The sequence below is a fragment of the Cedecea sp. B1(4) genome (assembly GCF_059414925.1).
The window spans coordinates 267821-280261 of record NZ_JCAHMZ010000006.1; the positions used below are offsets into that span (position 1 = coordinate 267821).

Sequence of the window (12441 nt, forward strand, 5' to 3'; positions counted from 1 at the left end):
CGCACTCATGAAACTGCACTTGTTTGCTTAATTGTCGAACATTTATTCGACTGAAACGCTTCAGCTATGTTAAGCGAAAGCGGGAATAAAAGGAACGATACCCCAACATGCTCCTCTCAACTTCTGACGTACATCACAATTTTGATGGAATAACTGCAACTGAGCGCCGCAGTGGTGGAATAAAGAACAGGGTATAAGTGGAATAATCGGCATAAAAAAGGGCCGCCGAAGCGACCCTCATAGTTAGCGAGATGGATTACAGAATCGCTTTAGCCTGTTTCACCACGTTTTCCACGGTGAAGCCAAACTCTTCGAACAGCAGTTCCGCTGGCGCAGACTCACCAAAGGTGGTCATGCCCACGATAGCGCCGTTCAGGCCAACGTATTTGTACCAGTAGTCAGCAATGCCGGCTTCGATAGCTACACGAGCAGAAACGGCTTTCGGCAGTACGGATTCACGGTAGGCCGCATCCTGCTTGTCGAAAGCGTCGGTAGACGGCATGGAAACCACGCGCGCTTTCACGCCTTCGGCAGTCAGTTTGTCCCATGCGGCCACCGCCAGTTCAACTTCAGAGCCGGTAGCGATGAAAATAAGCTCTGGCTGACCTGCGCAATCCTTCAGCACGTAGCCACCGCGAGCGATGTCTTTCAGCTGCTGCTCGGTACGATCCTGCTGAGCCAGGTTCTGGCGGGAAAGGATCAGCGCGGTCGGGCCGTCGTGACGCTCAACGCCGTACTTCCACGCTACTGCGGACTCAACCTGGTCACACGGACGCCATGTGCTCATGTTCGGGGTCACACGCAGGGAAGCAACCTGCTCAACCGGCTGGTGAGTCGGGCCATCTTCGCCCAGGCCGATGGAGTCGTGGGTATACACCATCACCTGACGCTGTTTCATCAGCGCAGCCATACGCACCGCGTTACGGGCATATTCTACGAACATCAGGAAGGTAGAGGTGTACGGCAGGAAGCCACCGTGCAGGGAGATACCGTTGGCGATAGCGGTCATACCGAATTCGCGCACGCCGTAGTGGATGTAGTTCCCGGCGGTATCTTCGTTAATCGCTTTAGAACCAGACCAGATAGTCAGGTTAGAAGGCGCCAGGTCAGCGGAGCCGCCCAGGAATTCCGGCAGCAGCGGGCCAAACGCTTCGATAGCATTCTGGGACGCTTTACGGCTGGCGATCTTGGATGGGTTAGCCTGCAGCTTAGCGATGAACTCGTTCGCTTTTGCGTCGAAGTCAGAAGGCATTTCGCCTTTCACGCGGCGAGTGAACTCTGCGGCTTCCTGCGGGAAGGCTTTCGCGTAGGCAGCGAACTTCTCGTTCCATGCAGCTTCTTTAGCCTGACCTGCTTCTTTCGCATCCCACTGCGCGTAGATGTCAGAAGGGATTTCGAACGGTGCGTGGTTCCAGCCAAGCGCTTCGCGGGTCAGTGCGATTTCTGCATCACCCAGCGGCGCGCCATGAGAGTCATGGGTACCGGCTTTGTTCGGGGAACCGAAACCGATGATGGTTTTGCACATCAGCAGGGACGGTTTGTCGGTCACCGCACGCGCTTCTTCTACTGCACGTTTGATAGCCGCGGCATCGTGGCCGTCTACACCACGCACTACATGCCAGCCGTAGGCTTCAAAGCGTTTTGCGGTATCGTCGGTGAACCAGCCTTCAACGTGACCGTCGATGGAAATGCCGTTGTCGTCATAGAACGCAACCAGTTTACCCAGCTTCAGGGTACCAGCCAGGGAGCAAACCTCGTGAGAGATGCCTTCCATCATGCAGCCGTCACCCATGAATGCATAGGTGAAGTGGTCCACGATGTCGTGGCCAGGACGGTTAAACTGTGCCGCCAGCGTTTTCTCTGCGATAGCCATGCCGACCGCGTTCGCAATACCCTGACCCAATGGGCCAGTCGTGGTTTCAACACCGGCGGTGTAGCCTACTTCCGGGTGGCCCGGAGTCTGGGAGTGCAGTTGACGGAAGTTTTTCAGCTGTTCAATCGGCAGATCATAACCGCTGAGGTGCAGCAGGCTGTAAATCAGCATAGAACCGTGGCCATTGGACAGCACGAAGCGGTCGCGGTCTGCCCAGGAAGGGTTCTGTGGGTTATGGTTCAGGAAATCACGCCACAGGACTTCGGCAATGTCGGCCATGCCCATAGGGGCACCCGGGTGACCGGATTTGGCTTTTTGTACTGCGTCCATGCTGAGCGCACGAATAGCATTGGCAAGCTCTTTACGAGAGGACATTTTGACTCCAGATCGGATGGTTGAAGGTCGCGCCTTGACTACGATGCGTTATGGGCTACGCCCGAAAATGTGACAACAATGTACACCAGGGGAATGATCATGTACATGCGGCGTGCCGTTGACAGGGTAAGAAATCTCTGGATAACGCTCGCAAGTTGCGCAACCTGATGCGCAGGCCATTTATTCTTCTTTATACTGGTTCTGGAGCCGCCTTGCCTGCGGTAAATCCGATTCTGTTTTTACCTATTATAAAGAAAGGAAAATGGCCATGAAGATGCGCCCAATATTGTTGAGCCTGAGCGTCGCAGCCCTGCTGAGCGGCTGCCAGGGAATGGATTCCAACGGGCTATTGACCTCTGGGGCCGAAGCTTTCCAGGCCTACACTTTAAGCGACGCGCAGGTGAAAACCCTGAGCGATGATGCCTGTAAGCAGCAGGACAGCAAAGCCACGATAGCCCCGGCAGACAGCCCATACACCCAGCGGCTGAACAAAATTGCCTCCGCGCTGGGGGATAACATCAACGGCCTGCCGGTTAACTACAAAGTTTATGTGACCAAAGACGTCAACGCCTTCGCCATGGCGAACGGCTGCATCCGCGTCTACAGCGGCCTGATGGACATGATGGACGACAACGAAGTTGAAGCGGTGATTGGCCACGAAATGGGACACGTCGCGCTGGGCCACGTGAAAAAAGGTATGCAGGTCGCGCTCGGGGCTAACGCAGCTCGCGTTGCTGCCGCATCCGCAGGCGGCGTGATTGGCAACCTGTCGCAGTCTCAGCTTGGGGATTTAGGCGAAAAACTGGTGAACGCTCAGTTCTCCCAGCGCCAGGAATCTGAAGCGGACGATTATTCTTACGATCTGTTGCGCAAACGCGGCATCAACCCGACCGGTCTTGCCACCAGCTTTGAGAAACTGGCTAAGCTCGACGAAGGCCGCCAAAGCTCCATGCTGGACGACCACCCGGCGTCTGCCGCCCGTGCCCAGCATATCCGCGACCGCATGGCAGCGGATGGGATTAAATAAAGCAATACCGCCCCCAATGGGGCGGTATTTAAAGGCTTATTCGCCTTTCTTGGCCGCCTGGATATACAGCATTTCCAGCGCCAAAGTTGCCGCAGCCAGCGCGGTGATTTCAGACTGGTCGTAGGCCGGAGCCACTTCCACCACGTCCATCCCCACGATGTTCAGGTCTTTCAGGCCCCGAACCAGCTTGATAGCACGATCGGACGTCAGGCCACCAATCACCGGCGTACCTGTCCCCGGCGCAAAAGCAGGATCAAGGCAGTCGATGTCAAAAGTCAGGTAAACAGGCATGTCACCGACGATCTGCTTAACCTGGGCAATAATGTCGTCTACGCCGCGATCGTTAACCTGGCAGGCATCCAGCACGGTGAAGCCGTTATCTTTGTCGAACTCGGTACGAATACCGATCTGCACGGAGTGGTTCGGATCGATCAGGCCTTCGTTTGGCGCGGTGTAGAACATCGTGCCGTGGTCGAATTCGCAGCCATTCGCGTAGGTGTCGGTGTGCGCATCAAAGTGAACCAACGCCATTTTACCGAAGTGCTTAGCGTGAGCACGCAGCAGCGGCAGCGTCACGAAGTGGTCACCGCCGAAGGAAAGCATACGCTTTCCGGCAGCCAGCAGACGCTCGGCGTGCGCCTGGAGATTTTCGCTCATCTCACGGGCATCACCAAAGGCGTAGACCAGGTCGCCGCAGTCCACAACGTTCAGACGCTCGCGCATGTCGAAGTTCCACGGGAAGCGGTTACCTTCCCATGCCAGGTTGGTGGACACCTGACGAATCGCTGCCGGGCCATGGCGGCCGCCTGCACGACCGGAAGTTGCCGCATCAAACGGAACGCCGGTGATCACCCAGTCCGCATCGCTATCGTACGGCTGGAAGTTCAGCGGGAAACGCAAAAAACCAAAGGCATTAGATACCAGGGAGTTATCGTATTTGTGGCCTAAGGTGCTCATTGTCTGACCTCTCGGTTGGGGTTAAAAACGCCTAAAAAAAATCCCCTCCGCGTCGTTAAACCCGACGAGGAAGGGATTGGATTGGGGGACTACTATTTATTGCGCGGATTATCGCCGCTAATTCATACAGGTTCAAGAGAGTATAGGCTATTGCGCGCTCTTTGCCCCTCTCCCTGAAGAGGAGAGGGAAAGCGATAGCTTACTCGTCTTCCAGATACGTATAACCGTACAGACCCGCTTCGAACTCTTCGAGGAACTGCTGCTGCAGCGCATCGTCAAGGCCGGTGTTCTTGACCTGGTCGCGGAACTGAGTCAGCAGCTTGTTCGGATCGAGCTGCACGTACTGCAGCATGTCCGCCACGGTATCGCCTTCGTCAGACAGTTCAACTTCCACGGAGCCATCAGGGAAGACGAAGACATCCACCGCTTCGGTGTCGCCGAACAGGTTATGCATGTTGCCGAGGATCTCCTGGTACGCACCCACCATGAAGAAGCCCAGCATCGGCGGGTTCTCCGGATCGTATTCCGGCATCGGCATCGTTGTGGCTATGCCGTCGCCATCAATATAGTGGTCAATTGCCCCATCGGAGTCGCAGGTAATGTCCAGCAGCACCGCACGGCGTTCAGGCGCGTGATTCAACCCTTCCAGCGGCAGTACCGGGAACAGCTGATCGATCCCCCACGCGTCCGGCATCGACTGGAACAGCGAGAAGTTGACGTACATTTTGTCCGCCATGCGCTCCTGCAGTTCGTCGATGATTGGACGGTGCGCGCGGTTGCTTGGATCAAGCTGCTTCTGCACGTCGTGGCACATGTTCAGGTAAAGCTGCTCTGCCCAGGCACGCTCCTGCAGGCTATATGCCCCGGAGGAGTAGCCGACGTGGATATCGTGCAGGTCCATCTGGCTGTCGTGCAACCATTCACGCAGCGAGCGGCGAGTCCCAGGCTGATGCATCTCCTCCCAGGTTTCCCACATGCTTTGCAGTGCGCGAGGGGCGTCAACCGCAGGTGGAGTTGCTTCGGTATATTCGTTACGCTCCACGCCGATAATATTGGAAACCAGCACGGTGTGGTGTGCGGTCACGGCGCGACCAGATTCGGTGATCACCGTTGGGTGCGGCAGACCATTTTCTTCACAGGCATCGCCAATTGCCCAAATAATGTTGTTCGCGTATTCATTCAGGCCGTAGTTAACGGAGCAGTCGGATTGGGAGCGAGTCCCTTCGTAGTCCACGCCCAGGCCACCGCCAACGTCGAAGCACTGGATGTTCACGCCCAGTTTATGCAGCTCAACGTAGAAGCGGGCGGACTCACGAACGCCGGTAGCGATATCGCGAATGTTCGCCATCTGCGACCCCAGGTGGAAGTGCAGAAGCTGAATGCTGTCCAGGCGGCCGCGTTCACGCAGGATTTCAACCAGTTGTAGAACCTGGTTTGCCGCCAGGCCGAACTTGGATTTCTCACCGCCGGAGGACTGCCATTTACCGGATCCCTGAGAAGCCAGACGGGCGCGAACGCCCAGGCGTGGGATCACATTCAGTCTCTCGGCTTCTTCGAGCACGATGCCAATTTCGGACATCTTCTCGATAACCAGGTAGACCTTATGGCCCATCTTCTCGCCGATCAACGCCAGGCGGATGTATTCGCGGTCTTTATAGCCGTTACAGACGATAACCGACCGGGTCATGCCCGCGTGCGCCAATACGGCCATCAGCTCGGCTTTAGAACCGGCTTCCAGGCCCAGCGGTTCGCCGGAATGAATCAGCGACTCAATCACACGGCGGTGCTGGTTAACTTTGATCGGGTAAACCAGGAAATAGTCGCCGTTGTAGCCGTAGGATTCACGCGCACGCTTAAAGGCGGCGTTAATCGAACGCAGGCGGTGCTGTAGGATCTGCGGGAAGCAGAACAGCGCAGGCAAGCGCTGGCCCTGAGCTTCACGCGCTTTCACCAGTTCGGCGAGATCCACGCGAGCTTCAGGAACGTCCGGGTCCGGGCAAACGCTGATGTGGCCCAGTTCGTTAACGTCATAATAGTTATTGCCCCACCAGGCAATATTGTATGTACGCAGCATCTTGCTGGCTTCCTCGGAGCTCATGGCAACCTCCTGAATGGAACGATGTACATCCTGCTCGCCCACTGACGAACCCGAAACAGAAGTGATTTTGTCAGTCATGGCGAACCTCAAATTTTGTCGATTGTGCAAAACAGTTGACTACTATCGCAGGGGTATCCTGCAATAACAACCCATTAACAGCGCGCATTGACAGCACAAGACGCTGACAGCCAGGCTGTGCGACCGGTTTCATTTTCATATCATTGTAAAACACGTATCCGAACCCTGTATGACAGGACGGCGAAACCACGAGAAAACTCTTGTAATACAAGAGCGCCCTTGTTCAGTTACCACGGCGGATTACAGACCGGCCCGGGGATCCTGAGAAGCGCCGAGATGGGTAAAACATCGGCAAGTTTGAAAACATGAGATGCAGGCTGCGAGGAGCATATACGCGCCAGAACGGCGTGCTGGGTTATATGAATGACGGCGGTTCATTACTTGTATCACCTCCACGCATACGTTGAATATGTATGCGACAAGCCAAAGCTGCGAACACTGTACCTGACAGGCTCTAAATAATTGCTCAACCCGGCTGGAAGTGGGCAACACAAATCGTGTGCTTTTGATTAAGCCGCGCGCGCCGCTTTATACCCATATAAGGGGTAAAAAGCAAAACAAAATGTGTAAATTGCCAGCAGTGTCAGCTCCACTTTCCACTCAAGATTTATCACATATTGCCGTTACCCTAAAAAATTCTGGCTATCTGCCGATTGTCTAATCTAAAATGGCCGTCCAGATGTTAATCCATCTATACTGATTAACTGTTAGACTGCCTGTTTTTCAATCTGTGGCAATAAGTTCCCGGGTTGGTCTATCTCGCCACCGCTGTGGCGTAGAGCAGCAGCCTGAACTAAATAAATCCTCTTAGGGTGAAGAAAATATGGCTAAACACCTCTTTACGTCCGAGTCTGTATCTGAAGGGCATCCTGATAAAATCGCTGACCAAATCTCCGACGCCGTCCTTGACGCGATCCTCGAGCAGGATCCGAAAGCACGCGTAGCCTGTGAGACTTACGTCAAAACCGGTATGGTTCTGGTTGGCGGCGAAATCACCACCAGCGCGTGGGTTGATATCGAAGAAATCACCCGCAAAACCGTGCGTGAAATCGGCTATGTGCATTCAGATATGGGCTTTGACGCCAACTCCTGCGCTGTTCTTAGCGCGATTGGTAAACAATCCCCGGACATCAATCAGGGCGTTGACCGTACCGATCCACTGGAACAGGGTGCGGGCGATCAGGGCCTGATGTTTGGCTATGCGACCAACGAAACCGACGTGCTGATGCCAGCGCCAATCACCTACGCCCACCGTCTGGTGCAGCGTCAGGCTGAAGTGCGCAAAAACGGCACCCTGCCATGGCTGCGCCCGGACGCGAAAAGCCAGATCACCTTCCAGTACGACGACGGTAAAATCGTCGGTATTGATGCGGTTGTGTTGTCCACTCAGCACTCTGAAGACATCGCGCTGAAAGACCTGCAGGAAGCGGTGATGGAAGAGATCATCAAACCAGTTCTGCCGGGCGAGTGGCTGAACGCCTCCACCAAATACCACATCAACCCAACTGGCCGTTTTGTTATCGGTGGCCCAATGGGTGACTGCGGTCTGACCGGGCGTAAAATCATCGTTGATACCTACGGCGGCATGGCTCGTCACGGGGGCGGCGCATTCTCAGGTAAAGATCCGTCTAAAGTTGACCGTTCTGCTGCCTATGCTGCGCGTTATGTCGCGAAAAACATCGTCGCCGCTGGCCTGGCTGACCGCTGCGAAATTCAGGTTTCTTACGCTATCGGCGTGGCAGAACCTACTTCCATCATGGTGGAAACCTTCGGTACCGAGAAAATCTCTACCGAGCAGCTGACCCTGCTGGTGCGCGAGTTCTTCGACCTGCGTCCATACGGCCTGATTCAGATGCTGGATCTGCTGCATCCGATCTACAAAGAAACCGCCGCATACGGTCACTTTGGTCGCGAACATTTCCCATGGGAAAAAACCGACAAAGCCGCACTGCTGCGTGAAGCCGCTGGCCTGAAATAACCCGCCACCGCTTTGTACTTTAAAGGCCAGCTTATGCTGGCCTTTTGCTTTTGGTTCTGTACCTACAGGTTTCTCTCCTCCTGCCTCCCTGCCATCACCGGCAACAATTTGAAACCGATTACACATAACAGGAATAGCCTTGATCGCCATTTTTATTCATATGTGCGTTCAGACACATCATTTGTTACATAACACCTCATCATACACCGATTATTAACCGCAGGACGGATTTTATTAGCCGTTAATTCTCTGTCTTATCAACATTAAGTTTCCTCTCAATTTAGACCTCTAGTGTAAACGATTACATCGCTGTGATTATCATCACACACTTCCGCCGTTTACTGCCCTACCCTTAAAAACGTCAAATCCAAAAAAATCTACGTGGAGGGCGATATGCCTGACAATAAAAAAACCGGGCGCTCCAACAAAAGCATGACCTTTTTTGTCTGCTTCCTGGCCGCGCTCGCCGGCCTGCTGTTTGGCCTGGACATTGGGGTGATTGCCGGTGCGCTGCCGTTTATCGCTAAAGACTTCGCCATCACCTCTCACACCCAGGAATGGGTGGTGAGTTCGATGATGTTCGGGGCAGCCGTCGGGGCCATCGGCAGCGGCTGGCTCTCTTTCAAACTGGGGAGAAAATACAGCCTGATGATAGGTGCCGTGCTGTTTGTGCTCGGTTCCCTGTTCTCGGCCTTTGCGCCCAACGTTGAAGTGTTGATCGTGTCTCGTGTCCTGCTGGGCCTGGCCGTTGGCGTCGCTTCCTACACCGCCCCGCTTTACCTGTCAGAAATTGCGCCGGAGAAGATCCGTGGCAGCATGATCTCCATGTACCAACTGATGATCACCATCGGTATTCTGGGCGCTTATCTCTCCGATACAGCTTTCAGCTACACCGAATCCTGGCGCTGGATGCTGGGCGTGATCACCCTTCCCGCGCTGCTACTGCTGGTTGGCGTGTTCTTCCTGCCGGACAGTCCGCGCTGGTTTGCCGCCAAGCGCCGCTTCCACGATGCTGAACGCGTGCTGCTGCGCCTGCGCGATACCAGCGCAGAGGAGAAACGTGAGCTGGAAGAAATCCGCGAAAGCCTGAAAGTGAAACAGAGCGGCTGGTCGCTGTTTAAGGACAACTCGAACTTCCGCCGGGCGGTCTTTCTTGGCGTGTTGCTGCAGGTCATGCAGCAGTTCACCGGCATGAACGTCATCATGTACTACGCACCAAAAATCTTTGAAATTGCCGGGTTCGCGAATACCACGCAGCAAATGTGGGGCACCGTGATCGTGGGCTTGATTAACGTGCTGGCGACCTTTATTGCTATCGGTCTGGTTGACCGCTGGGGACGTAAACCTACGCTGGTGCTCGGCTTCCTGGTCATGGCCATCGGCATGGGGGTGCTGGGCACCATGCTACACGTCGGCATCCATTCCCAGGGCGCGCAGTACTTTGCGGTTGCCATGCTGCTGATGTTTATCGTTGGCTTCGCCATGAGCGCTGGCCCGCTGATTTGGGTGCTGTGCTCCGAAATCCAGCCGCTCAAAGGGCGCGATTTCGGCATCACCTGCTCCACCGCCACTAACTGGATTGCCAATATGATTGTCGGCGCCACCTTCCTGACTATGCTGAACACGCTGGGCAACGCTAACACCTTCTGGGTTTATGCGGCGCTGAACCTGTTCTTTATCGTCCTGACGCTGTGGCTTATTCCTGAGACGAAACATGTCTCTCTGGAACACATCGAACGTAACCTGATGAAAGGCCGTAAATTACGCGAAATCGGCGCACACAACTGAGTCCTGAAAGCCCCTTTCGGTAACGGGAGGGGCTTGCACCGCGCTTCCTGCCCCATTATTCTCTGCCGTTATGAAAGCCCCCAGACTCCCTATCGCTCTCCAGCAAGCCGTTATGCGCTGCCTGCGTGAAAAACTTCAGCAGGCCAACGCGCATTTAGGCACTCATTATCCTGAGCCCAAAGTGGTCTATCAGCAGCGCGGCACCGCCGCCGGCACTGCATGGCTGGAAAGTAACGAAATTCGCCTGAATCCGGTGCTGCTGATGGAAAATCAGCAGGCTTTTGTCGAAGAAGTCGTCCCCCATGAGCTGGCTCACCTGCTGGTATGGAAGCACTTTGGCCGCGTCGCCCCCCACGGCAAGGAATGGAAATGGATGATGGAAACCGTGCTCGGCGTCCCGGCCCGCCGCACTCATAAATTTGAAGTCGATTCGGTACGCAAAAATACCTTCCCCTACCGCTGCCCTTGCCAGCAGCATCAGCTCACCGTGCGCCGCCACAATCGGGTGCTGCGCGGCGAAGCCGAATATCGCTGCACTCATTGCGGCCAGCTATTAAAACCCGACGCTACAACCCCATGTAATTAATCGTTTATTTCTGGAGTTTTTACGCCACCTCTGATTGAAACTGGATATCCGATCAGGTAGGGTGCGGGCACGTTTTAGTAAGGATTCTGGAAATGTCTCGCAAAATTTCTTGGGCTGTTGCATTCGTTGCAGCCTTCAGTTCGCTTCCCGCCTTCAGCAACGGCATCAATAGCTTCGCACAAGCCAAAACCGCAGGCGTCAAGGTCAACGCCGATGCTCCGGGCGACTTCTACTGCGGCTGTAAAATCAGCTGGCAGGGGAAAAAAGGTATCCCGGATCTGGAGTCCTGTGGCTATAAAGTGCGGAAGAACGAAAACCGGGCCACCCGCATTGAATGGGAACACGTCATGCCTGCCTGGCAGTTCGGCCACCTGCTGCAGTGCTGGCAAGACGGTGGACGTAAAAACTGCGCCAAAGATCCGGTATACCGCAAAATAGAAAGCGATATGCACAACCTGCAGCCTGCCGTGGGCGAGGTTAACGCCGACAGAAATAACTTCATGTACAGCCAATGGAACGGCGGCGAAAGCCAATACGGCCAGTGCGCAATGAAAATTGATTTTAAGGATAAAGTGGCCGAGCCGCCGGAACGCGCTCGAGGCGCAATTGCGCGCACTTATTTCTACATGCGCGACCAATACCAGCTGTCGCTTTCTCGCCAGCAGACTCAATTATTCCAGGCCTGGGATAAACGCTACCCGGTCAACACCTGGGAGTGCGAGCGGGATGAGCGCATTGCGAAAGTCCAGGGCAATCATAATCCATATGTGCTGCGGGCTTGCCAGGCGCGAAACAGCTAACCTACACTAGCGGCAATTCTTTATTTGCTGTGACGAATATCGCCCTCGACCTACAGAACAAGGGGGCGAAAATCCCCTCTCCCTTTTTGGAATAGAGTCAGGATAAGAGCCCATTCCTGCAGCGCAACTAACCGGAACTCACTTCATGCGTATACCCCGCATTCACCATCCTGAAAATCTTTCCGTTGGCCAGGACGTTGCCCTGAGCGAAGATGCAGCTAACCACGTTGGACGCGTGCTGCGCATGAGCGCGGGCCAGGCCATTCAGCTGTTCGACGGCAGCAATCAGGTGTTCGACGCGGAAATCGTGCAGGCGGATAAAAAAAGCGTGCGCGTTAAAATCCTGGCGGGCAACGAGGACGACCGTGAGTCACCGCTCTGGCTGCATCTCGGCCAAGTCATGTCCCGCGGCGAAAAGATGGAATTCACCATTCAAAAAGCCGTGGAGCTGGGTGTGAACGAGATTACACCATTGTTTTCCGAGCGCTGCGGGGTAAAACTGGATGCGGAAAGACTGAACAAGAAACTCCAGCAGTGGCAAAAGATTGCGATTGCCGCCTGCGAGCAATGCGGCCGCAACCGGGTGCCAGACATTCGCCCGGCGATGGACCTGGCAGCCTGGTGCGCCGAGCAGGATGACGCCCTGAAGCTCAATCTGCATCCGCGAGCCAGCGCCAGCATCAACACGCTGCCGCAGCCGGTCGAGCGAGTCCGCCTGCTGATAGGCCCGGAAGGCGGCCTGTCTGCAGATGAGATTGCCATGACCGCAGAGCACCAATTTACTGATATTCTGTTGGGACCGCGCGTTCTGCGTACTGAGACCACCGCGCTCACCGCCATCACCGCACTGCAGGTGCGCTTTGGCGACCTGGGCTAAAGGA

Annotated in this window: 11 protein-coding genes; 6 read left to right on the forward strand and 5 right to left on the reverse strand. The window is 55.1% G+C overall.

Annotated features, from left to right (window positions below):
- Nucleotides 1-256 precede the first annotated feature (256 nt).
- The gene (gene tkt, locus ACR6JA_RS13895) at nt 257-2248 is read right to left on the reverse strand and encodes a transketolase (protein WP_008461570.1); all 1992 of its coding nucleotides are present in this window, start codon (nt 2246-2248) and stop codon (nt 257-259) included.
- A gap of 268 nt (nt 2249-2516) precedes the next feature.
- Between tkt and loiP the strand changes: the two genes are divergently transcribed.
- Entirely contained in the window at nt 2517-3275 is a 759-nt protein-coding gene (gene loiP, locus ACR6JA_RS13900; protein ID WP_008461569.1) for a metalloprotease LoiP, read from the forward strand.
- Nucleotides 3276-3311: 36 nt separating this feature from the next.
- Here loiP and speB read toward each other — a convergent pair whose 3' ends face one another.
- The 4 genes from speB to yqgG all read right to left on the reverse strand — a co-directional run bounded on the left by speB (nt 3312) and on the right by yqgG (nt 6900).
- Nucleotides 3312-4232, reverse strand: coding sequence for an agmatinase (gene speB, locus ACR6JA_RS13905; protein ID WP_038479002.1), 921 nt, complete (start codon nt 4230-4232; stop codon nt 3312-3314).
- 199 nt (nt 4233-4431) lie between these two features.
- The gene (gene speA, locus ACR6JA_RS13910; protein WP_008461567.1) at nt 4432-6408 is read right to left on the reverse strand and encodes a biosynthetic arginine decarboxylase; all 1977 of its coding nucleotides are present in this window, start codon (nt 6406-6408) and stop codon (nt 4432-4434) included.
- Nucleotides 6401-6547: an acid stress response protein YqgB gene (yqgB, locus tag ACR6JA_RS13915; RefSeq protein ID WP_157141458.1), complete on the reverse strand. Its 147-nt coding sequence runs from the start codon at nt 6545-6547 to the stop codon at nt 6401-6403. Before yqgB ends, speA begins: the two co-directional genes overlap by 8 nt.
- 101 nt (nt 6548-6648) lie before the next feature.
- Complete coding sequence (gene yqgG, locus ACR6JA_RS13920) at nt 6649-6900, reverse strand: small protein YqgG (RefSeq protein WP_494493711.1); 252 nt, start codon at nt 6898-6900, stop codon at nt 6649-6651.
- 331 nt (nt 6901-7231) lie between these two features.
- On the opposite strand from yqgG, the gene metK reads away from it, so the two are divergent.
- The 5 genes from metK to rsmE all read left to right on the forward strand — a co-directional run bounded on the left by metK (nt 7232) and on the right by rsmE (nt 12437).
- Nucleotides 7232-8386: a methionine adenosyltransferase gene (gene metK / locus ACR6JA_RS13925; RefSeq protein WP_008461565.1), complete on the forward strand. Its 1155-nt coding sequence runs from the start codon at nt 7232-7234 to the stop codon at nt 8384-8386.
- Between the two features lie 393 nt (nt 8387-8779).
- A complete protein-coding gene (locus tag ACR6JA_RS13930) occupies nt 8780-10174 on the forward strand; it encodes a sugar porter family MFS transporter (RefSeq protein WP_494493712.1) in 1395 nt (464 codons plus the stop codon).
- A gap of 70 nt (nt 10175-10244) precedes the next feature.
- Nucleotides 10245-10760 (forward strand): SprT family zinc-dependent metalloprotease, encoded by a 516-nt coding sequence (locus ACR6JA_RS13935; RefSeq protein WP_213715359.1) that lies wholly within the window; start codon nt 10245-10247, stop codon nt 10758-10760.
- Between the two features lie 92 nt (nt 10761-10852).
- Nucleotides 10853-11560 carry a deoxyribonuclease I gene (gene endA, locus ACR6JA_RS13940; RefSeq protein ID WP_008461559.1) on the forward strand — a complete coding sequence of 236 codons (708 nt, stop codon included), beginning with the start codon at nt 10853-10855 and terminating at the stop codon, nt 11558-11560.
- Between the two features lie 145 nt (nt 11561-11705).
- Complete coding sequence (gene rsmE, locus ACR6JA_RS13945; RefSeq protein WP_166995246.1) at nt 11706-12437, forward strand: 16S rRNA (uracil(1498)-N(3))-methyltransferase; 732 nt, start codon at nt 11706-11708, stop codon at nt 12435-12437.
- Nucleotides 12438-12441 lie beyond the last annotated feature (4 nt).

Bases quoted from the DNA above. Each gene is read 5' to 3' on its own strand.
- speB (WP_038479002.1), bottom strand. From the start codon at position 4,232: ATGAGCACCTTAGGCCACAAATACGATAACTCCCTGGTATCTAATGCC.
- speA (WP_008461567.1), bottom strand. From the start codon at position 6,408: ATGACTGACAAAATCACTTCTGTTTCGGGTTCGTCAGTGGGCGAGCAG.
- ACR6JA_RS13935 (WP_213715359.1), top strand. From the start codon at position 10,245: ATGAAAGCCCCCAGACTCCCTATCGCTCTCCAGCAAGCCGTTATGCGC.
- loiP (WP_008461569.1), top strand. From the start codon at position 2,517: ATGAAGATGCGCCCAATATTGTTGAGCCTGAGCGTCGCAGCCCTGCTG.
- ACR6JA_RS13930 (WP_494493712.1), top strand. From the start codon at position 8,780: ATGCCTGACAATAAAAAAACCGGGCGCTCCAACAAAAGCATGACCTTT.
- endA (WP_008461559.1), top strand. From the start codon at position 10,853: ATGTCTCGCAAAATTTCTTGGGCTGTTGCATTCGTTGCAGCCTTCAGT.
- metK (WP_008461565.1), top strand. From the start codon at position 7,232: ATGGCTAAACACCTCTTTACGTCCGAGTCTGTATCTGAAGGGCATCCT.
- tkt (WP_008461570.1), bottom strand. From the start codon at position 2,248: ATGTCCTCTCGTAAAGAGCTTGCCAATGCTATTCGTGCGCTCAGCATG.
- yqgB (WP_157141458.1), bottom strand. From the start codon at position 6,547: ATGAAAATGAAACCGGTCGCACAGCCTGGCTGTCAGCGTCTTGTGCTG.
- rsmE (WP_166995246.1), top strand. From the start codon at position 11,706: ATGCGTATACCCCGCATTCACCATCCTGAAAATCTTTCCGTTGGCCAG.